The sequence below is a fragment of the Lutibacter sp. HS1-25 genome, from assembly GCF_004121075.1.
Lineage (GTDB): Bacteria > Bacteroidota > Bacteroidia > Flavobacteriales > Flavobacteriaceae > Lutibacter.
This window is the reverse complement of record NZ_RHLN01000021.1, coordinates 24,573-45,975: the sequence shown is the minus strand read 5'-3', so window position 1 is coordinate 45,975 and position 21,403 is coordinate 24,573. Positions and strand designations below refer to the sequence as shown.

Annotated in this window: 18 protein-coding genes; 15 read left to right on the top strand and 3 right to left on the bottom strand. The window is 28.7% G+C overall.

Annotated features, from left to right (window positions below; genetic code table 11):
• The first annotated feature begins 81 nt into the window (after positions 1-81).
• The 12 genes from EC396_RS09180 (at position 82) to EC396_RS09125 (ending at position 15,454) form a co-directional block, all read left to right on the top strand.
• Positions 82-1,875 carry a hypothetical protein gene (locus EC396_RS09180; RefSeq protein ID WP_129366409.1) on the top strand — a complete coding sequence of 598 codons (1,794 nt, stop codon included), beginning with the start codon at positions 82-84 and terminating at the stop codon, positions 1,873-1,875.
• Positions 1,876-1,877: 2 nt separating this feature from the next.
• A complete protein-coding gene (locus tag EC396_RS09175; RefSeq protein ID WP_240665675.1) occupies positions 1,878-3,188 on the top strand; it encodes a restriction endonuclease subunit S in 1,311 nt (436 codons plus the stop codon).
• A gap of 2 nt (positions 3,189-3,190) precedes the next feature.
• Positions 3,191-3,637 (top strand): hypothetical protein, encoded by a 447-nt coding sequence (locus tag EC396_RS09170; RefSeq protein ID WP_129366408.1) that lies wholly within the window; start codon positions 3,191-3,193, stop codon positions 3,635-3,637.
• A 5-nt stretch (positions 3,638-3,642) separates the two neighbouring features.
• Positions 3,643-6,912 (top strand): DEAD/DEAH box helicase family protein, encoded by a 3,270-nt coding sequence (locus EC396_RS09165; protein WP_129366407.1) that lies wholly within the window; start codon positions 3,643-3,645, stop codon positions 6,910-6,912.
• Between the two features lie 213 nt (positions 6,913-7,125).
• Positions 7,126-7,653, top strand: a complete 528-nt coding sequence (locus EC396_RS09160) for a hypothetical protein (protein WP_129366406.1) — start codon at positions 7,126-7,128, stop codon at positions 7,651-7,653.
• A gap of 98 nt (positions 7,654-7,751) precedes the next feature.
• A complete protein-coding gene (locus EC396_RS09155; protein WP_129366405.1) occupies positions 7,752-8,120 on the top strand; it encodes a helix-turn-helix transcriptional regulator in 369 nt (122 codons plus the stop codon).
• Positions 8,120-8,566 carry a hypothetical protein gene (locus EC396_RS09150; RefSeq protein ID WP_129366404.1) on the top strand — a complete coding sequence of 149 codons (447 nt, stop codon included), beginning with the start codon at positions 8,120-8,122 and terminating at the stop codon, positions 8,564-8,566. The genes EC396_RS09155 and EC396_RS09150 overlap by 1 nt, the downstream gene beginning before the upstream one ends.
• Before the next feature lie 340 nt (positions 8,567-8,906).
• Entirely contained in the window at positions 8,907-9,707 is an 801-nt protein-coding gene (locus EC396_RS09145; protein ID WP_129366403.1) for a hypothetical protein, read from the top strand.
• Position 9,708: 1 nt separating this feature from the next.
• Positions 9,709-10,563 (top strand): nucleotidyl transferase AbiEii/AbiGii toxin family protein, encoded by an 855-nt coding sequence (locus EC396_RS09140; RefSeq protein ID WP_129366402.1) that lies wholly within the window; start codon positions 9,709-9,711, stop codon positions 10,561-10,563.
• A gap of 124 nt (positions 10,564-10,687) precedes the next feature.
• Positions 10,688-12,757 carry a Piwi domain-containing protein gene (locus EC396_RS09135; protein WP_129366401.1) on the top strand — a complete coding sequence of 690 codons (2,070 nt, stop codon included), beginning with the start codon at positions 10,688-10,690 and terminating at the stop codon, positions 12,755-12,757.
• Between the two features lie 289 nt (positions 12,758-13,046).
• Complete coding sequence (gene rhuM, locus EC396_RS09130; RefSeq protein ID WP_129366400.1) at positions 13,047-14,027, top strand: virulence protein RhuM/Fic/DOC family protein; 981 nt, start codon at positions 13,047-13,049, stop codon at positions 14,025-14,027.
• 287 nt (positions 14,028-14,314) lie between these two features.
• Entirely contained in the window at positions 14,315-15,454 is a 1,140-nt protein-coding gene (locus EC396_RS09125) for a hypothetical protein (protein WP_129366399.1), read from the top strand.
• A gap of 165 nt (positions 15,455-15,619) precedes the next feature.
• On the opposite strand, the gene EC396_RS09120 is transcribed toward EC396_RS09125, so the two are convergent.
• Both EC396_RS09120 and EC396_RS09115 read right to left on the bottom strand, forming a co-directional pair.
• Positions 15,620-16,378, bottom strand: coding sequence for a LytTR family DNA-binding domain-containing protein (locus tag EC396_RS09120; RefSeq protein WP_129366398.1), 759 nt, complete (start codon positions 16,376-16,378; stop codon positions 15,620-15,622).
• Complete coding sequence (locus tag EC396_RS09115; RefSeq protein WP_129366397.1) at positions 16,379-17,410, bottom strand: hypothetical protein; 1,032 nt, start codon at positions 17,408-17,410, stop codon at positions 16,379-16,381. It lies immediately after the preceding gene.
• Positions 17,411-17,632: 222 nt separating this feature from the next.
• On the opposite strand from EC396_RS09115, the gene EC396_RS09110 reads away from it, so the two are divergent.
• Positions 17,633-17,776: a hypothetical protein gene (locus EC396_RS09110; RefSeq protein ID WP_129366396.1), complete on the top strand. Its 144-nt coding sequence runs from the start codon at positions 17,633-17,635 to the stop codon at positions 17,774-17,776.
• 612 nt (positions 17,777-18,388) lie between these two features.
• Here the strand turns inward: EC396_RS09110 and EC396_RS09105 are convergent.
• A complete protein-coding gene (locus EC396_RS09105) occupies positions 18,389-18,967 on the bottom strand; it encodes an MltR family transcriptional regulator (protein WP_129366395.1) in 579 nt (192 codons plus the stop codon).
• A gap of 1,206 nt (positions 18,968-20,173) precedes the next feature.
• Here EC396_RS09105 and EC396_RS18210 point away from each other — a divergent pair.
• Both EC396_RS18210 and EC396_RS09100 read left to right on the top strand, forming a co-directional pair.
• The gene (locus EC396_RS18210) at positions 20,174-20,296 is read left to right on the top strand and encodes a hypothetical protein (protein ID WP_255421338.1); all 123 of its coding nucleotides are present in this window, start codon (positions 20,174-20,176) and stop codon (positions 20,294-20,296) included.
• A gap of 65 nt (positions 20,297-20,361) precedes the next feature.
• Complete coding sequence (locus EC396_RS09100) at positions 20,362-21,180, top strand: hypothetical protein (protein ID WP_129366394.1); 819 nt, start codon at positions 20,362-20,364, stop codon at positions 21,178-21,180.
• The last annotated feature ends 223 nt before the right edge of the window (positions 21,181-21,403 follow it).

Genomic DNA, 21,403 nt, shown 5'->3' with positions numbered 1-21,403 from the left:
ATTACCACCTATCTTCCTTTTCTATCTTAATGTTTTTATCCGTGTCTAATGTTCTACAAAAGTAATCCCTTTTAAATATATATGCAAATAATAAGCCATAAAAATACTACGTTAACAATTTGTCAAAGATTTTTCATTGAAAAGTCAATTGAATTACTATATGCGGGTAGTATTGATTCTTATAGAATAAAGCTAAACAATCCAAAAATAGTTTTAGAAGAGTTAAAGTACTGCCTAATCGAATATAATAAAGGAAGAATTAAACATTTTCATACAATAAAGGGTAGTAAAAAAGACACAAAAGTAATAGTTGATGAAGCTTTAACATTACTTAACAGTTCACCTACTTACCTGAAATTTGATACAATCTCACAAGAATACTTAAAAATATCTTTAGAACAATTAACCGAATTTAATTACAAAAAAGTAATTACAAGTATTGAAATATTACTCAATAACAACAAAGATTATTTTATAAATGTTGTAAATGGTCTGGAGCAATTAATAAAAAATAATGATTCCTCTTTTAATGGTTTATGCGAAATAGATAATTCTCTTAACTTTTTATTAAGTGAACTAATTAATAAAGGATATTCAAAAGGCTTTTTATATAAGTTAATGTATGGAATATTTGTAAATTCACTTGATAATAACAGTGCATTCAAAACCCATTTCAAAAACTTCAAAGCTCGTATTACACCAAGTAAATCAAAACATAATGTAATTTTTAGAATTGATACTACAAAAAAAGTATATGAAGCTATTTCTGCAATCACAATTCAATCTATATTACTTACAGATAACATTGATAATATAATTTTAAATGGTTTTGCTAAAAAAGAATTAAAAGCATTCAATACAAAAGCATCAAACAGAAAATTCATACATTATGAAGTTGATGCACTTGACTACCTATCTGCATTAATAATTGCTAGAAAAAATTTATCAGAATATTTAGATGTAATTAACTTAGGTTTGTCCGATGAATTTTTACAAATCCATAATAGAGTATTGGTAATTGACCAACGTTCTCCTAAAAGAGGTGCTTTCCAAAATAATATGAATAGTTTAGATGGTAAATATCTTGTAGAGCAAGATCACTATGTAACTTTTACTAAAAAAATACCGGTAATATTAAACAATGATAAAATTGCAGATGAAACAAAAGAAAAAATCAAATCTGCTGTCAGGTATTTACGCTTAGGAAATCAATCTACTGAAGTTGAACATAAATTTATAAACTACTGGATAGGTTTAGAATATTTGTTTTCTAATTATGAAAGCAATGGTACAATTGAAAGGTTAAAAACACATTTTATAGATGCGCATTCATTAGCTTATGTAAAACGAAATGTACATAGTTTTAAAAAATCTTTTTCTCAATTAAGTACTGCGCATAAGTCGTTAGTGCCAACATATACAATTGCAGATAATGAATACCTAAAGGATATACAATTTTATACAGATGTTTCAACACATTTAATTAATGACTTTCCTCTATTGGCTTATAGAGCTATGAAGTTAGAGTATTGGTTTTTTAAATCTGGAAAATCTGCAAGTGCAAAAAAATATTTAGAACGTCATAAAGAAAACTTACAAATTCACTTTACTAGAATTTATAGGTTACGTAATGAAATTATACACGATGCTGCTACAAATACAAACAATGAATTGATTGCTTCAAATTTACGATACTACTTAACTTTCATTTTAAATGAAGTTATAGACTTTCTATCTAAAACACAAGTAAGCAATAAAATAGCTATTGAAGATTATTTTATTTTAAATGAAATTAAGATAGGAAACATAGAACAAAAAGGCTCAATGTTAATTGAATTATTAGAAGTGGATTGTGCAATAGATTTTATATCATAAATATGGAAATAAAAAAATATACTAATTATAAAGATTCTGGTATAAAATGGTTGGGTGAAATTCCTGAGCATTGGGAGATTAAAAGAATAAAAGATGCTATTACTAAAATAGGTAGTGGTGTTACACCAAAAGGAGGTAGTGAAACTTATGTAGATGAAGGTATTCCTTTTATACGAAGTCAAAATGTTTATAATGATGGTTTAAAAATTGATAATGTTTCTTTTATTACAGAAGAAGTACATAATAGAATGAAAAATTCACAGTTGAAACCTTTGGATATTTTGATAAATATTACTGGAGCTTCAATTGGTCGAACTTGTATTTTTCCTGAATCAGTAAAAACAGCAAATATAAATCAGCATATAATTTATTTGAGATTTAAAAAAAAGAAAGTTGACTATCCCGCATATTATTTAAAGTCGAGTACTATTCAAGAATATATAATGAATATTCAAGCAGGCTCTTCCAAAGAAGCTTTAAATATGTCTCAAATTTTAAATATAGGGTTACCGTTTCCTGCACCCGAAGAACAAACCCAAATAGCTAATTATTTAGATGCTAAAACCACAGGTATAGACAAAAAAATAAAATTATTAAAACAAAAAATAAAGCATTTTAAAGCCTATCGTAAAACATTAATTAATGAAGCTGTTACAAGAGGTTTAGTTAATGAGGTTTCTAATTGGATAAATTACAGATTAAAAGATATAGGTTATTTATATAGTGGTTTATCTGGTAAAAGTGGTAATGATTTTAATCAAGATAACAATCCAAACAATAGAGGTTTTATTCCTTTTACTAATATTGCTAATAACACCTATTTAAATCAAAATCATTTAGGTACTGTCGCAATAAAAGAGCAAGAAAATCAAAACCAAGTAAAGAAAAATGATATTTTCTTTTTAATGAGTTCTGAAGGTTACGAAGATATTGGGAAATCAGCAGTACTAATAGACGATATAAAAGAAACCTACTTAAATAGTTTTTGTAAAGGTTTTAGAATAACAAATAATAATTGTGAAGCATCATTTATTAATTATTTACTATTGAGTGATTCTTATAGGCAGAATATGTTAGTTGAAGGAAAAGGATTTACACGTATTAATTTAAAGATGGAAAAGGTTAATAATTTTTCAATTATTATTCCACCTACCAAAAAAGAACAACAAGAAATAGCAGACTATTTAGATGTTAAAACAACAACAATAGATAAAATTGTAAAAAACATAGAAACTCAAATTACGACCTTAAAAGAGTTACGCAAAACATTAATTAATGAGGTAGTAACAGGTAAAATAAAAGTAACTGTATAATTATGATAAACAACAAAACTCCTTTTGATATAATATTAGATTCTTACAACAATGAATGTTTTTACTTATACGCTATTGTAAAGTCCTTAACAAGTTATCCTGCTATTTATAACAATGATTTTATAGATGAAGAAGGCTTGTTTTACGCTACAAGTTTTGCTCTTATTTGTGAGCGATATATATTCCACATAACAAACAACCAAGGTAATTATATTGATGATTTTGAAGAGTTACATTCAAATTTAGAATTTGAAACCGATATAGATTTAATTGAAGATGAACTTACAAAAGTAAAGTCATTAATAGTGAAAGATTTAAAAGAAGTTTTCATAACACAAAAGCAGTTTCTCAAATTTTTTAGCGCCATCTTTAATATGGAAAAAGATGCTGAACCTTTTATAGGTAGCTACGAAAATGCTTTAGATTTTTACAATAATTACATCAGCTAATTAATATGGACGAGTTAATATTACAAGATAAATATTTAATGAATTTCTTTACCCAACGTATAGATGGGTTACAATACAAAGAAGTAAAAGCAAATACAGTTTCTAAACTACATTTCATAGTTGAAGATTTAAAATACTTCATAAGCGAAACGTCATTAAATAAAGCAAACTACCGTATTTTATTAAAGAAATTTGATAATAACGAAAAACAGTTATTGCAAGAGTTTATGGAGTTCCTCAACAAACGTATTGGAGAATCTGCGAATATGGCATTATTTATAAACAGCAACAAATCTGTAACCTTTAAAGGTGTAAAAATCAATTTATTTTATCCAAGTGGCAGCATTACACACGGTGATATAATGTTTGAAGAAAACCAATTTTCTGTAGTGCAAGAATTACCCTACATATATGAATATGAAGGTAAAATCCAATTTAACTTTCGTCCAGACATTACTTTTTTCTTAAATGGAATATTTTTAGGATATTCAGAGTTAAAATCTAATTACAACAATCAAAACGCAAAGAAAAACGGTAAAATAAAAATTACCAATGATTATCAAAAAGCAGTTACCAATTATTTAGAAATTGCTGAAGGCAATGATGTATCACAAACCATACGAAAAGATTTTCTAAAAATATTTGAAAAAGCAATCCACATCACAACAACTGACGTTCAAGACACATTTGTAATTAGAAATATAACAAATCATTTTCCTGAAATTAAAGCACGTGTTGAAGATAAATCATTTGATTTTGAAAAATATGAAAAAGAAATTAAAAACGGTTTAAAAGCCTACCCTTTACGCAATCCAAACGCTTCAAGAACCGAGCGTTTTGAAGAAGTATTTAAAGCATTGTACAGTAAAAAAATGATAGAGAAAGAAATTCTTTATTACAATTTTATTGAACGTGAATTGATAAAATCCGAAAAAGGTAAACTAAAAGAATACAAGCATAACGATGGTAGATTAATTGCACCACGTCCTAAACAAAAATTTGGTACAGATAAAATTTTAAGTAAAATAGATGAATTTTTAGACCACGAAAATGAACCTGATTACTTTATAAACAAACTACGTAAAGATTTAACAGAAAAAGGCTTAGGAGCAACTCAAATAGAAGAATTAATTACTAAAAGGCAGAAATACCAAAATAATAAAAACGTATACTCTCTACTCTTACAATATGCTGCTGGCTTTGGTAAAAGTAATATCATAGGTTGGACATCATTACAATTAAAAGACTTACGTAAAAACGATGCCTTTGTATATGATAAAATAATGTTGGTAGTAGATAGAGTACAATTACGTGATCAATTAGATAGCAAAATGTACAATATGAACATAGCCAATAGTATGTTCATTGAAGCAGACAATAAAAAATCGTTTTTAGAAGCACTAAATACTGATAAACGTATTGTTGTTGTTAATCTTCAAAAATTTACTTCAATCCGTGATTTTTTAGATGCTGAGGTTATTACAAAATTAGCTAATTTACGTATTGCTTTTTTAATTGATGAAATACACCGTTCAAACAGTGGTACACAGCACGAAGAAATGGTATCCCTTTTTGATGAATTACAAAATAGCTTTGATTCAAATAAAGACTACAAAAAAACACACAATAAGAAAAATTTAATCATAGGTTTTACAGCAACACCAAGCGATGTTTCTTTAGCTCGTTTTGGAGAATATAACAAATATGCAGAAGCTGAAAAAATATGGGTTCCTTTTGATAGTTACACAATGAAAGAAGCCATTGAAGATGGCTATATCTTAAACCCAATTAAAGGAATTGTACCTGTATCAGCTAAAATGTATTTTCAAAAACCTGAAAGTGAAATTCAAGGTTTTGAACAAGATTTAGGTTATGGTATTCCAAACGATACAGATACGGGTAGTGATGAAAATGGTAAAAAATTCCGTATTAGCAAACAAAAGATTTATGAAAATGAAAAAAGAATTGATGCTATTGCTCAATTTATTGCCAAAAGATTAGTTACCGCTGTATATTATAACATTAGAGGTACGGCAAAAGCAATGTTGGCAGCTTCATCTATTAAAGCAGCTATAAAATACCGTAAATACATTGTAAAATACTATAATGAAATAGTTATAGAAAATAAATACAGTCGTTTTAAAGATGCTCCTATTTATATTGTGTATAGTTCAGATGGTCAAAAACACCCAAGTAGTTCTTCACTAAATGATGGTTTATCTGAGAAGAAAGTATTACAAAACTTTGCGACCATTAAAAATGGTTTAATAATAGTAGTTGATAAATTACAAACAGGTTTCGATGAGCCTAAACTCCACACCCTATTTTTAGATAAAGAAATAAGCGGTATCAATGCAATTCAAACCATTTCAAGAGTAAACAGAACTACAAAATATAAGAAAGATTGTAAAATTATTGACCTATCCTATAAAAACGTAAATGTTACTAATATCAAACAAGCCTTTGAACATTTTAGCAATGTAGTTGTAAGTGATTTTGACCCTTTAGGTCAAGAACAATTAATGATTGATATTTATAATGAATTGAATCAAAATACATTATTAAAAAATCACTTTAAACCATTTAAAGAATATCAATTAGGTAATAAACATAGTATAGAAACTATTTTAAATTTTGAAAATGAAGTAACACAATTTATTCGTAACAATCCCGAAGAATCTAAAAAGCTAAAATTAAAAATCAATAAGTATTTCAAAATATTAAACTTAATAAATTTTGTTATTGAAATTGATGAAAAATATAGCGATAAATATTTTACAGAGTTTTGGTATAGATACAGTGTGCTATACAATTCAATAAATGGAAACACAGATTTAATAGATGATGTTGAAGTATATTTCGACAATAGTATCGGTATTGTTGCACCTCCCGAAGAAGAAAACAAACCAAAAGGTAAATCAGGAGTTAATGAGCCAAATCCTTCTTATGGAAAACAATACAAATTTGATATATTGGCTGTAATAGAAAAACGCAATGAGGAAGAAGAAGAAATTGAAGCTTTAATCATTGATTTTCAAAACAAAATCGAAGCATTTTTCAACTTTGTTATGTTACCTGAAAACGGTACATATATTATTGCAAAAATGAAAACTAAAACTTTTGATGAAGATGAAATCTACGAAGATTTTAAAAAGATTTTCAATAAATATATCAGGCGTAATAGAAAAGAGTTAGGTGTATTTTTCATAAAAGAAACCGAAGATCTTGTACAACTATTATGTGACGATTTTGAAAAAAAAATAAATACGATGTAAATAAAAATTTAAACGAAAAAGATAAAAAAAACCTATGAAAGAACACTTAAAATGCAACATCCAGTCATTTAATAAGGTAAGTATAAATTCAAAAAATATAATATCAGGTTGCGACTGTCGCTATCAAAAAAAGATATAACAACAACCTAAACAGTTTTAAAAAGTTAATAAAATTAACTTAAAAGTGAAATGAATTTGTAAATTAACTTATAAGTGAATACATTTGCAGTCATAAAACCGTTATTTAAATACAAAAAAGTTGCGTATTATTCCGTTTGTTTAAATAATGAAGAACATACAATTTATGATGCGTTTGTAAAAACACAAACCGCATTAAATAAAAACAAGTTGTATCACATTTTAAAATGGTTACAATTAATAGGTCAAAAATATGGAGCACAAAATCGTTTTTTTAGAAATGAAGCAAAATTTTCAGACACCTCAGCATTACCTCCAATTGGTAAAGACAGAGAACCCCATTATGTAGAACACGGTAAAAACAAAAACAATAATTTAAGACTCTATTGCTTTCGTGCCAGTGAAAATGTAGTTTTCTTATACAGTGGAGGTTTAAAAACTGCTCAAAAAGCACAAGATTGTCCCAATGTTAAAAACCACTTTATACTAGCAAACCAACTTACAAAAGCCATAGATGAAGCTTTTAAAAATAAAGACATTAATTGGAACGAAGATTGCACATTAATTAATTGCGATAACAATTTTAAATTGTACTATAAATAACAAAAAACAAATGAAACGAGCATTCCAAATTTTGTCGCGTAAGAAAATGATTAATAGCGAACAGCATTTGTTACCGCTAAAAAATAAAATTTAAACAAATGAACTTCCCTCAAGAAAATAGTTTAGATAATTGGCTAGAAACCAACGCCAATCCAGAAATTGATAAATTTTTAGAAAGAAATTTAGCCATTACTGAAAAAGTAAACACCGTTTTAAAAGAAAGAGGAATTAAAAAAGGTGAATTTGCCAAAATGTTAGACAAAAAGCCTTCTGAAATTACAAAATGGTTAACAGGTTTACACAACCTTACTTTAAAAAGCATTACAAAAATGGAAGTTGCTTTAAACATTGATTTATTAAACTTAGAACCTGCATATATCTATTTAGGCTCAGTCCCTGGTGGCTCAAAAGACCTGCCCAATGCTATTGATAAATACGAAGACACATACTATAGTAATGCCGTATAATGGAAAAAAATAAAATAATACCGGCTAAAATTCATCCATTTAAAATTGAAATAATAGATAGTTATATAAACGATGCTATTACGGATAACGATGCTGATTTTGATTTTAATGTAGCGCATAAAGTGCAACACAATTTAGAAGATGAACGAATAAAAATTCAATTACTCATCAATCTATTATTAAAAACTGATGCTACTATTGGGGTAAAATTCAACATCGACTTTCATTATAAAATAACTGATTTAAAAGATCATTATGAAAACGATGCCAATAACCGACCAATATTTAGCGGGTTATTTATTGCTACAATTTTAGGAATTAGCTTTTCAACCGCACGCGGTATTCTTTTCGGAAAACTATCCGAAACAAAATTAAACAACCTCATTTTACCCGTAATTGATCCTGTAAAAATGTTAGCTACAAATAACCAAAAGCCAACACCTTAAATCTCAATGAGTGTAAAGTCTAAAAAACATCAACTATCAACTAAAAATATAGAATGAAATAGAAAATATAATAATTGCCCGAAAAAAGATAATAAACCTATGAAAGAACACTTAAAATACAACATCCTGACCTTTGATTGGCCAGAAATTAAACCTACGTTTTATTTTACATTAAACAACATTGAAGGCAGCCACAGAATACACCACTCAAAATTCAGTGAAAATCATTTTGATAAAATACAATAGAAATCAATGGTGTGTATTTAGATAAATTAATTAACTTTACACATTACGTAACAATAAGACCCAATAATTAGGTCTTTTAGCAACACAAAAAACAATGGCAGATGGTGTTTATAAATCAAAAAATGTAACCAAAGAACAACTACAGTTTTTAAAACTGTTAGATAGTTATGAAATTTCCTATTTTTTAATGCAAGACATTGAAAATAGAATGAACCATCAGTTTAAAAATTTAAACGAAGTATTAGAAAATTTAGTCGATAAACAATTAATAAATCGTATTGAGCGTGGAAAATACACCAAAGAAAACTACACCAATCCTTATGTATTAGCTTCCTTTATTTCAAATGGTGGTGCGGTAGCCTATTGGTCTGCCTTGCATTTACACGAACTTACCGAACGTTTTCCTAATAAAATTTTCATAAAAACAACTGCTCGTAAACGTGCTATTAATTTATTTGGAACAGAAATACAATTTATAACAGTAAAGCCTCAAAAAAATATAGGGATAATAAAAAATGGATATGCAGATAACGCTTATCCAATCACCAATATTGAAATGTCACTTATTGATTGTTTTGATCAACCACGGTATGCAGGTGATTTTGAAAACTTAATAAAAGCATTCGCAAATGCAGCATTAAGTCCTACAAATTTAATTACCTATACAAAAGCGTACAACAATATTGCTTTAACAAAACGATTGGGTTATTTGGCTAGTTTATTTCACCCTATAAAATTAAAGTCGTTTATTTCGTATGCTCAAAAACAAGTAAATAAACGCTACAATCTAATAGATGCAGGTGGTTTTAATGAAGGTGAATTTAATGCAATCTGGAAATTACGTTTAAATGTACCTGAAGAAGCAATTTTAAAAATGACTGAAATCAATTACTAATATGATTTTTCAAAAAGAAATACGAGAAAAATCACAGTTGTGGCAAGTACCACCAGATACAGTAGATAAAGACTATGTATTAGGACATTTTTTATCGGTTTTTTCAAAATACTATGGCGATAAACTAATTTTTAAAGGCGGCACCTGTTTACGTAAATGTTATATAGAAAACTATCGATTCTCTGAAGATTTAGATTTCTCATCCATAGAACCAACATTTAATTTAGATGAAAAAATATTAAAAACAATTAGTGATGAAATTGCAAACACAAGTGGCATTCAACTTTTTTGTGAACCTATAACGCTATTGCAACACAATAAAATTCCAAAAGGGTTTCAGGTAATAATAAAGTACTGGGGCGCAAATCATTTAAAAAATCAACAACCACTACCACCAAATAGATGGCATACTAAATTAAAATTAGAAATAAGCACAGAGGAAATAATACTATTACCAACACCTAATCAACAGATATTTCATCCTTATTCAGATAATTTATCGGGTGAAACTACAATAAATTGCTATGCAATAAATGAAGTAGTTTCTGAAAAATTGAGAGCATTAAAACAACGTTCTTACACAGCTCCAAGAGATTTTTATGATTTGTATGAACTAACAAATAATTTTTCAAAAAAAGATTGGGAAACCATAAAACCAATATTTCTTAAAAAAATGAAACATAAAAATTTAGCATATAATTCACCCTCAGATTTAATTAATCCTGAAAAATTAATAACAGTTCAGCGTGCTTGGGCTACAAGTGTAGCACATCAAATAACAACCAATCATCAACCAGAAGCAAAAAAAATTATTGAAATTGTTGCAAATCGCATTAAAGAAAATTTAATTTTATAATCAATTAATATAAATGCTATAACAAAACTAAAACAACGCTACTTATCAAAATATTTCATCATATAAAACAAATACTTTATGTAACTAATACATTAATAATTGCCCAAAAAAAGATAATAAACCTATGAAAGAACACTTAAAATGCAACATCCTGTCCTTTGATTGGCCAGAAATTAAAACTACGTTTTATTTTACATTAAACGACATTGAAGGCAGCCACAGAATACACCACTCCAAATTCAGTGAAAATATTTTAAAAGCGTTTCCTAATTTAAACACAAAGGAAACCGAATTTATTTTTACAACATTTGACACCCCATCACCAAACGGGATTCCTATTCAAATAAAAATGTTTAAACAGGAATTGCACATTTACAAACAATATTTAAAAAATAAAGTAAAACAACATTTTCTAAATAAAGGATATGTTGTAGATAAAAACTTTGTGCGCGATACCCAAGTATGGATTCCTGGTAAAAACACTAAAAATCCACATTTTCAATTACACTATAAGTTTTCTTTAAAAATCCAATTCGCACAAGTAACAGAGTACCCCGAATTGGTCGTTTCCTACGATGGCACTTCAAAAGTATTGAAAAAGTCAGTAGCCGAAATTGAAGATTCTACACTCATTAGCAAAACAATCATAGGGACTAAAATATACAACTATCAAAAAAAAATAGACACCCCTGAAAAAGAAGCATATTTCAACAGTATCAATTTAAACGAAGCCTACCCTATTTTCAATTTAAAATTAGGCCGTGCATTAAATATTCCTTTAGAAGTACCTTCTCGTGAAAACCGCTATAAAAAATACCTCACTATTTTAAATGCTTTTAAAAACCGTGAATTAATAACCAATGAATTTAAAGAAATCTTACCATTATACGATGATGATTTTATTGATGTGCCACAAAACCGTATCAACCACATAAGCCCACAGTTAGGCACTTTAGAATATGGCAATAAAAACACAGGTAAGGTTCCTAAATTCGATTTGCCAAATTTCAAACCTTATGGCCGTCCTCCAAATCCAAATATTAAAATTTTCTTTATACACCACGAGACCCATCAAGAAACAATCAGACTGCTATATGACCATTTAACAAAAGGCATTACCAATAATTTTCCTGGAATTGAAAAGTTCTTAAATTTAAAAATTGGTTTAGCAAATGAACATTTCATCAAATATAAAAACCTTTCCAATCCCATTCCCGAAATTGAAGAACAATTAGGCACTTTAACATTTAATGATAACGTAGCCTATGCTGCCTTTTTTATAAGTCCTGTAAGTAAATCTACACAAGACCCACAAGAAAAAATAATGTATTACCGTGTTAAAGAATTGTTGTTAAATGAAAAAATTGTAACTCAGGTAATAGACCATAACGACCTTAAAAAAAATATAAAAAATTACCAATGGCATTTAAATAATATTTCATTGGCACTACACGCAAAATTGGGCGGTACACCTTGGAAATTAGCCGTAACAGCCCAAAAAGAATTAGTAATTGGCGTAGGTGCATTTACCAATCGAGATGAAAACAGACGGTATATTGCAAGTGCATTTAGCTTTCAAAACAATGGCTTATTTAGTCGTTTTCATTACTTTACAAACAACGAAACAAAACAATTAGCTGGCAGTATCTGTAAAGCCATTCGCGATTTCACCTCTGTGGCGCAAGCCGACAAAGTAGTGATACATTTCTATAAAGAAATGCGCTATGAAGAATTAAAACCAATTATAGATGGGATGAATAAATTAAACTTAAATATTCCTCTCTACATTTTAAACATCAATAAAACCGATAGCGAAGATATTTTCGCCTACGACCTAAATTGGCACAATAAACTAATGCCAAAAAGTGGCACCTACGTTCGCATAGGCAATAACAAATACCTTTTATTCAACAACGCGCGTTATACCGATTATGATAACTATCCAGCATCTGAAGGATACCACTTCCCTATTAAAATAAGCATCAGCAGTCCAGACAAAGATGCTTTGGAAGATAATGAAGTCATATTAAAACTCTTAACCCAAGTCTATCAATTTAGTCGTTTATATTGGAAATCAATGCGACAACAAAATGTACCCGTAACAATTAAATATCCCGAAATGTTAGCACAAATAGCGCCACGCTTCAATGCAACCCCTAACGATACATCAAATAATAAATTATGGTTTTTATAACGTATTAGAAATCTTAATTCCCGTCACCTCGAGTGATTTTGTGCAGCATAGCAAAACAAAATTGTATCGAGAGGCAACACGTCATTCTGAAGATGTCACACTGGGCTTAGCCTACCCTGTGCTTATCGAAGGGTCAAAGTGTTGTTTCAGAATCTTATCTAGTCACTATTTATTCACCTTAAAAACAATATATTTGTAATACAATGAATAAACAAAAATTATTGGATTAATATTAGAAGTGGTATGTCGGTATTTCCTACACAACATTGCAAATTGAAAATGAAAGAAAATGAGTGAGATCATCATTTATAAAAAAGAAAATCAAGTTGAAGTTGAAATCACCTACGACAATGAATCTTTGTGGTTAACTTTAAATCAAATTGCTGAACTTTTTGACAGAGATAAATCTGTAATCTCACGTCATATTAAAAATATTTTCAAAGAAGAAGAATTAGCCTATTATGCAACTGTTGCAAAAAATGCAACAGTTCAAGAAGAAGGTAAAAGAAAAGTTAAACGTACCATAGAATATTATAACTTAGATATTATTTTAGCTGTAGGTTACCGTGTAAGTTCTGCTAAAGGTACACAATTCAGAATATGGGCTAATCAAATATTAAAAGACTATTTAATAAAAGGGTTCGCAGTCAATGAAAAACGCTTACAACAAACAACACAACAGCTTCAAGAACTAAAAAAGATAGTACAATTACAAGAAAATGTAATTTCAGAATATCATTTAGAAACCGATGAAGCTCAAGGTTTAATCAAAGTAATTGCAAGTTATAGCACTGCCTTAGATTTATTAGACGACTACGATCATCAACGCTTAAAATTACCAACTACAAGTGCTGCTGAAGTTGTAAAAATAAACTATGTTGAAGCACGAAATGCCATCAACGAATTAGGAAAACAAACAAAATTTGAAGGCTTATTTGGCAAAGAAAAAGACGATTCTTTCAAAGGTTCATTAGAAAACATTTACCAAACATTTGATGGTATAGAATTGTACAAAACCATTGAAGAAAAAGCCGCACACCTACTCTACTTTGTAGTTAAAAATCATTCCTTCACTGATGGAAATAAAAGAATCGCAGCATTTCTATTCGTATGGTTTTTAGAAAGAAACAAGCTATTATATCAATCAAATGGCGCAAAAATAATAGCCGATAGCACCTTAGTAGCTTTAACTTTAATGATTGCACAAAGTAACCCAAACGAAAAAGATATGATGATTAAAGTTATTGTAAACCTTTTAGCAAATCCATAATAACATTAATTAATACGCCTCATTCATAAATATACAAGATACTAATTTCTAAATGCCCGTCACCTCGAGTGATTTTGTGCAGCATAGCAAAACTAAATTGTATCGAGAGGCAAAACGTCATCCTCGCGCAGGCGGGGATCTCATCAAAAAACGTCATTCCCAAAGCAGTAAAGTGATCTAACACCTCATTAAAACACCTATTACGTCACCCTGAACTTGTTTCAGAGTCTCAATATATAATTCAATTAAATATTCTTTAATTTTATTCATAAATTAAGTAAAATGTAATGGACTCAATAAAAAAAATATCTCGCAAAGAATTATACATTCTAATTTGGAAAACGTCAATAACAACAATTGCAAAAGAACACAACATCCCTGCTGATACCATAAGAAATATTTGTAAAAAACTAGAAATCCCTACACCTTCTTCTGGTTATTGGTCTAAATTAAAATTCAATAAAAAAGTTGAAATCCCACCTTTACCAAAAATTAAAGACGATGATAAAGAAACAGGTTTAAAATTAGTAGAGGGAAAACTGACGTATCAAGAACATCCGCAAACTACTTTATCCCTTATTAAAAAAGAAATTAAAAGTGAACCTACTATTTCTTATACAGTTCCAAACAAACTTATGAAGCCTCATAAATTCATCATTGCAACAAAATTACATCACGAAAAAGTTCAAATTCGTACTAAAAAAAGAGATTGGAATATGGTTATTGATTACACCAATGTTTTAAGTATAAATGTTTCAGATAATCTTTTCCCAAGAGCGTTAAGATTTATGGATACACTTGTAAAAATAATTGAAAAAAGAGGCTATAAATTAGAGGTACCCCATAGAACTACAGTAACAATTAAAAATCATTCTTACCACTTAAGGCTAACCGAAAAAAATAAAAGAGTAAAACGTGAAACTGATTATAGTTGGGATTCATTTGATCTTGTACCTACAGGGAATTTATCATTAAAAATAGACCAACTATACCCAATAAAGGAATGGTCTGATAGTAAAACAAAAAAATTAGAAGATAAGCTAATTGATATATTAGCTTGGTTAGAATTAAGAGCAAAAAAAGATGAGCAAGAAAAAATAGAAATGGATATATGGCATAGGCAACAAGCAAAAATTAGAGCGAAAAAAGAAGCACTACAAAAAAAGAAAGATGAAGAATTTTCTAAGTTTGAGTCCCTTTTTCAAACAGCTACAAGATGGCATAAATCACAATATATTAGAAATTACATCAAAGAATTTAAAGAATACACAATAAAAACAAACACATTAGATAAAGTAAAAAAAGAATGGATTGATTGGGCAATTGAAAAAGCAGATTGGTACGATCCTTTCATTGAAAAAAATGTAGAATTACTAGAAGATATAGACCGAGAAACTTTAAAACCAAAGAAAAAAAGCTATTGGTAACCCCCATTTACAGCAGTATTTTCACTTTAAACGTCATTCTAAAGATGTCACATTGAGCTGAGCCTGCCCTGAGTTTATCGAAGGGTCGAAATGTTGATTCAGAATCTCAACATTATAGAAACTACCAACAAATCCGCATTCAACACAAACTGCAGTGCAAAGTTGTTATTTGATGCCAAAAATAGAACGTATTTTGGTTATTATTCCTGGTTTTTCTCGATCACCAATAGTAAACTTTTCTTCACAATCTATTAAAGTAAGCTCATTGTTGTTTCGTTTGTGAATCTTAGAAAAATTAACAATAGTACTCTGATTGATTTTTTCAAAACCATAAGGTTTTAATTTTTCAGATAATTCATTAATACTAATTCTAACATTGGGTACAATAACTTCATCATTTTCTCCAAAAAAATGAACATAATTAGTCTTAGATTGTTCGCCTTTATAATTTCTAGAAGAAGTAATATAATACGTTTTATATGGACGGATACCTACATCCTGTGTGACACCTTCCGCAAAAGTTAATAACTCACTTTTGTTAAATGAGGTATTGGTAATTATGTTGCCAATCACCTTGTTTTTTAATATGGTTTTAAACTCTTCAACTTCAAAAGGCTTACTTAGGTAACCTGAAATATCTAGGCTATTTATAACCTTTTTTTCATTAGCTATTGTGGAGGTTAAAAAAATAACTTTTTTATTAGTAGCCACTTTTTTAGCCAATTCAATTCCATTGTACACGGGCATTTCAAAATCAACTATTAATAAATCATAGTCCTCTTTATTAATATTCTCAAATGCTTTTTTAGAGCTATCATAGCTAGCAATATGTTCTAAATCAAAATCTTTAGCTATGGTATCAATTTTTGCTTTTACTTTTTTTAAAGTTTCAGGGGCATCATCTACAAGTATATAGCGAATCATTTAATTTAAACTTAAAGTTAGTTCAGATAAATACTGATTATTTGGTAATATTTTGTGCTCTAGGGTACTTTTTGGATAGTACGCGTTGAGCAATTCTTGTAAAGATTTTAACCCAAAGTTTGTTACTCCTAAATCTTTATTTTGACAAGCTATAGCTTGTTCTGTACTATTTACCAAACAATAGCATAATTGTTTTTCATTATTTTCTTTTAATTCTATCGTTATAAAAGAGTTTTCCTCATTCAAGCTACCGTGTTTTAATGCATTTTCTATAAAAGGGAAAAATAAGGTAGGTTTAATTCTTAAAGTGTGTTTTTGACTTTTACTTAACGAATCATTCAATGTAATTTTTGTACTGGGTTTTAAATATTGAATCAGTTCTAAAAATAAATGGATGTGATCAAGTTCTTCTTCTAAAGAGATGTTGTCTTTATTAAGAGCAGAAACATTATAATCTAAAAGTTTAAAGATGTTTTTTAATGCTTTTATAGGAAGTATCTTATGTTTAGTTTTTCTAATTTTAAACTGAATACCTAAAAATGTTTTATAACCAGATTGTAAATCTTCTAAATCTTCATAAATCTGACTTATTACGTTTTTTATAAAATGTGCTCCAAGGCGTGTATTATTTGCTTCTACATTTTTAAAACTGACATAGCGCTTATAAGCTTTTTCCAGATGGTCTATCTTTTCTATTTGTGCTGCTATTTCAGCATCTTTTTTGCTTAATGTAATTTTAAATTTCTGATTACACTCTTCTATATGTTGTTTTAGTTGAAGAACCTCATTTTTTTTACTGAGAAATTTATCTTCTATAATTTTAAGCTCTTTTAAATTTTCTTTACAGTCTTTATTCTCTTGTTGTAATTTATCTAACACACCGTTTAGTTGTACGTTTAACCTCTTATAAGAGCGTTTTTTGTAACGATTGTACCAGTTTCTAAAAAGGATCAGCACAATAAAAACTAGCAATAAAGGAGCTAAATCTCTCAGCTTTTCTGAATTTATAAATAACTCAACAAACAATTTCATAAACAATGGGAGTGTATTCTTAATTAAGGCTTAAAAATACTGTTTTCAAATTATTTTTCTAAATAAAACACAAAAAACAATACTTATATCACAAATACGAGCACTATATCACAAAGTGAGAAAACACAATGAAATCTTCTTGATATTTGAAGTATAAATAGGTTTTAATAGAAGAGAGTCTTCTTAAAAGTAAAACCAATAACTAAATAAAAATTAAATATTATGAGTAAATCAAAATCTATGTCAAAACCTGCAGCTGCAAGAATACAAAAAGCTGCTGTCACATCTTCAAAGTCTGGAAATACAACAAAAGGAAGTTTTGCTGCCAGGGCACAAAGTGCAGCTGATAAAAATTCTAGTAAATAACTAAGAATTTAAATATTCACTTACTTTAAATCTATTAAATAATTTAAAATAATTAAAATGAGAAATTTAAAAAATGACCCAACACAAGCCGATTTAGATAACCATTCAAATCAATTGAACCCAAACAATGATGAATATTGGCACTCTAGAGAAGAAAATGATTAATTAAAATTAAGTCGGAATAAGCAGAAAAAAGACTTTAAACAGAAGTAAGCAAAATTAAAAATATAAGACTATGTCAAAACAAAAAACAACAACATCAAAACCGAATCCAAATTGGCCAAGTAAAAACCCTGGCAAACCATCCGGTGCTGATAGAGGAAACAATCCTCCAAAACCAAAAAAATAATTTCAATCAAAAATAGCAATGTTTAACCTTCATTGCTATTTTTCTATTTATGTTCAAATTTTCGATAGGCGGAATTAAATTCCGTGCACATAACAAATAAGTAATCCTGCATTGTTCAATCCACATTTACAGCAGTATTTCGTTCCATTGCATTACACTATATACAGCTTCCAATTCCCCGCATAAAAGCTTACTGAAGGGTAAGCATTTATTTTTGCCTTTGCTCATTTGTAACTGTTTAAAATTAAATTATAGTTATAAATCTATTTTTTATTTAGTTCATTTATAATTTCATTAGCTAACTTTTCAATTTCATTACGTTGCTTTAATTTAGTGTCAGCATCAATCTCTGGTTGTATTTTCTCCTTGAAACATTTCTTTTTATAACCAGAATGAATCAACATAGCTGTATTGTATGCAACATTGCTAAAATAACGTCTAGGAGGCACTTCATTTTTAAAATATAAATTTGAAGTCAGTTTATAAACCTTTTCATTCATCATTAAATCTTCAAAGCTAGTTGAATTATAATGTTCTTCAAACGCATTATTTAGCAACTCAATAAGAGCAATATTTTCCATCGTCTGCTTACTTATAAATCCTAAACTATAACATATTCTTGTTTTAGCAGATAATGTACCTAAAGGTGCATCAATATCAAATAAATGATATTTAAACTCTGCATCTCCAACTAATTTAGTTTCTAAAAGTCGTTCAAGTTCACTTTCTAAAAATGTAGCTGCTAATAATACACACGTACGATCTGTATCTTCTTTTAAGTTTTGTTGAAATTCCGTTGCAATTATTAAGTTCTCTAAATTTTCTTGTTGTCTCTTTTTCATTTAAATTTATTTTTTAATTAAGCACTTAAAATAGAGTAATAAAGCGCTATGATTTTTTCACAAAGTACAGGAGGTTTCAGCAATTTTACTTTCAAAAATAAGTTGTTTAAGACAAATAACAAACAATATTTTAAATAAATTGAGGTTTCTATAAAAAAGTTGATTGTGCAATATTTTATTCTTTTTTTAAAAAGAACTTCAATTCAAATTAGAAACATACAAGAAATCCTTTTCCATAAAAAACAATACAACAAGCCACAAACATCCGTGCAGGTAATAAGGTGTTCGCAATACGCTCCATTTAGTTTCATAAAATATAATTACAAGGGTATTCTAATAAATAAACATAAATTTAGTTTTAAGTAACCAACAACAAGCAACCAAAAACAAAGAACAAAACTCCCTTGTACTTACCATAAATTGCACTAATTCGTTGACACAACTCATTTTAGCACAATTTATTTATTTTACTACACACAATACACGTATTGCTCACGCATAGCTATCTTTTGCCCCTAAAACCCATTAAGGTATAAATCCATAATTATTAGGGGCAAACCGCTATTACATAATTTGGCTCGCCTGCTGCTCACTTCGGGCTGATCAGGGTGTCACAGTTTTTGATAGCACCCATTTTGCATATAAAATAACCGCTGCAAGTAATAAGCATAATTGAATAAAAATGTTTGATTAAAATATCTAACATCATCCGATTAAAAAGCAAACAGCGGATTATTACATATTGCAAACGCGCACAAGAGCAACGCATTCAATCAGCTATTTCAGCCATCCCTCCTGCAGTTGTAGTAGCCATAGTTATACTTTCCCTCAAATTCCTTAAACTCCTCAAATTCCTTAGCCTAAATAAGTCAGTAAAACTCCAAGCTACACAACTGCAAACCATCCTTCAATAGCTTCAATCATTTGTTGCCCTTGCCTTTCCCCCTGCTTCAAAAACATAGCCTGCACTGAGCCCCGACGAATGTGCCACCCTTGCGTGTACCACGTAGTTGTTGCACGCACTTATGCCGAAAAGGCAACGTGCTCTTGCCCCAACACCCTACGTTCGAACTCGCTGGCGGCTCGCCTAAATGCTACCGCATTTGTCTAGCGATTACCTGCAAAAAAAAAACTATCGACTAAAATTTCCTTTTCAACTCATTTGAAAGTAAATAAATTTGTTGAAATAATTTAAAAATAAAAGATATGGCTTTAGACAAAGATTACGAGTATTCAAAAGATGATTTAGATAATCATTCAGATCAATTAAATCCAAACAACGATACCTACTGGAGTGATCGTGGTTATGATGAGAACCCAAACAATTAAGTATTATTTTGTTTTAAATTTGCATCTCTTTGTTATCTTTGAATAAAGAGGTGCAAATTATTACTATGAATAAAATAAATGAATTATTAGATTTAGAAAACTCTTTAAAGTATTCCACTCAGCGCGTTAAAGGTTTAAATGTTTTATATATAGTAGGTATTTTACTTGATAATAATTTTAAATCCTTAAAACGTGAAATTATTTATATACTTCATATTCTAAACTTAATTGATTTAAAAGATGAAGAAATAACAAGTTCCAATTTAACCTCAGATGATTTATTGTACTATTTATTTGACGTTATAGGTGATCAAATTAAACTTAAAAAAAAATTATTATACAAATTAACAGGTTTAACAAAAGATACATTTAGGGGGCGTTTCTTTGAACATTTAACTTCATTAGGTTTGGAAAAATATCGCTCATTTACAATTCAAGAAACGTATGATATATTATGCTTTTGGCAAGGTGATAATAATTGGGGTAAAATGAAAGCTATCTTAAAAGTTGAGTTAGCTGCTAGTTTTACAAATGGGAGTTATGAAAAGCTAGAAGAATTAAATGATAGCTTTTTTGATTTTAAAGCTGATTTAAATAATAAAGGTTATAAAAATTTTGATAAATTTTCTCCTAAACATTATAAGGCTATAAAAAAAAAGATACCTATTGAAGTAAAATTAGATAATGAACGTAATGAATTTTATTTAGATAGCTTATTAATTATCTATTTAATATTTATTTGGCAAGTTTTTAATACAGAGCATAATCCTAAATTAGTTCTTTTATTTGGTTTTATATTTTATTATAGAATTGACAGAGACAACAAAAAAAACAAATTTAATAATAAAGTTGCTTTTTTTGATTCTTTAATACAACAACAATAGTCCTTCAAAATAATAAAAAAGTTTGCAAAATTAGGTTGTTCCCTCCATCCACCTCATAAACGCTATCAAGGTCAAGCCCTACGGGTTTTGAAAAAAATCTCCACCTCACTAAAAGTTTAATTTCAAAATAGCATTGTTTACAGGTTGTATTTTTCTCAAAAACCTTGACAGCATTTGCCCCACAACCAACAGTCCAGCTATCTTTTTTCTTTCTCTTCCAAAA

Excerpts from the sequence above, each read along its gene's own strand:
- EC396_RS09170 (WP_129366408.1), top strand. The coding sequence starts at position 3,191 with ATGATAAACAACAAAACTCCTTTTGATATAATATTAGATTCTTACAAC.
- EC396_RS09165 (WP_129366407.1), top strand. The coding sequence starts at position 3,643 with ATGGACGAGTTAATATTACAAGATAAATATTTAATGAATTTCTTTACC.
- EC396_RS09145 (WP_129366403.1), top strand. The coding sequence starts at position 8,907 with ATGGCAGATGGTGTTTATAAATCAAAAAATGTAACCAAAGAACAACTA.
- EC396_RS09125 (WP_129366399.1), top strand. The coding sequence starts at position 14,315 with ATGGACTCAATAAAAAAAATATCTCGCAAAGAATTATACATTCTAATT.
- EC396_RS09180 (WP_129366409.1), top strand. The coding sequence starts at position 82 with ATGCAAATAATAAGCCATAAAAATACTACGTTAACAATTTGTCAAAGA.
- EC396_RS09120 (WP_129366398.1), bottom strand. The coding sequence starts at position 16,378 with ATGATTCGCTATATACTTGTAGATGATGCCCCTGAAACTTTAAAAAAA.
- EC396_RS09150 (WP_129366404.1), top strand. The coding sequence starts at position 8,120 with ATGGAAAAAAATAAAATAATACCGGCTAAAATTCATCCATTTAAAATT.
- EC396_RS09135 (WP_129366401.1), top strand. The coding sequence starts at position 10,688 with ATGAAAGAACACTTAAAATGCAACATCCTGTCCTTTGATTGGCCAGAA.
- EC396_RS09155 (WP_129366405.1), top strand. The coding sequence starts at position 7,752 with ATGAACTTCCCTCAAGAAAATAGTTTAGATAATTGGCTAGAAACCAAC.
- EC396_RS09100 (WP_129366394.1), top strand. The coding sequence starts at position 20,362 with ATGAATAAAATAAATGAATTATTAGATTTAGAAAACTCTTTAAAGTAT.
- rhuM (WP_129366400.1), top strand. The coding sequence starts at position 13,047 with ATGAGTGAGATCATCATTTATAAAAAAGAAAATCAAGTTGAAGTTGAA.
- EC396_RS09140 (WP_129366402.1), top strand. The coding sequence starts at position 9,709 with ATGATTTTTCAAAAAGAAATACGAGAAAAATCACAGTTGTGGCAAGTA.
- EC396_RS09115 (WP_129366397.1), bottom strand. The coding sequence starts at position 17,410 with ATGAAATTGTTTGTTGAGTTATTTATAAATTCAGAAAAGCTGAGAGAT.
- EC396_RS18210 (WP_255421338.1), top strand. The coding sequence starts at position 20,174 with ATGGCTTTAGACAAAGATTACGAGTATTCAAAAGATGATTTAGATAAT.
- EC396_RS09105 (WP_129366395.1), bottom strand. The coding sequence starts at position 18,967 with ATGAAAAAGAGACAACAAGAAAATTTAGAGAACTTAATAATTGCAACG.
- EC396_RS09175 (WP_240665675.1), top strand. The coding sequence starts at position 1,878 with ATGGAAATAAAAAAATATACTAATTATAAAGATTCTGGTATAAAATGG.
- EC396_RS09110 (WP_129366396.1), top strand. The coding sequence starts at position 17,633 with ATGAGTAAATCAAAATCTATGTCAAAACCTGCAGCTGCAAGAATACAA.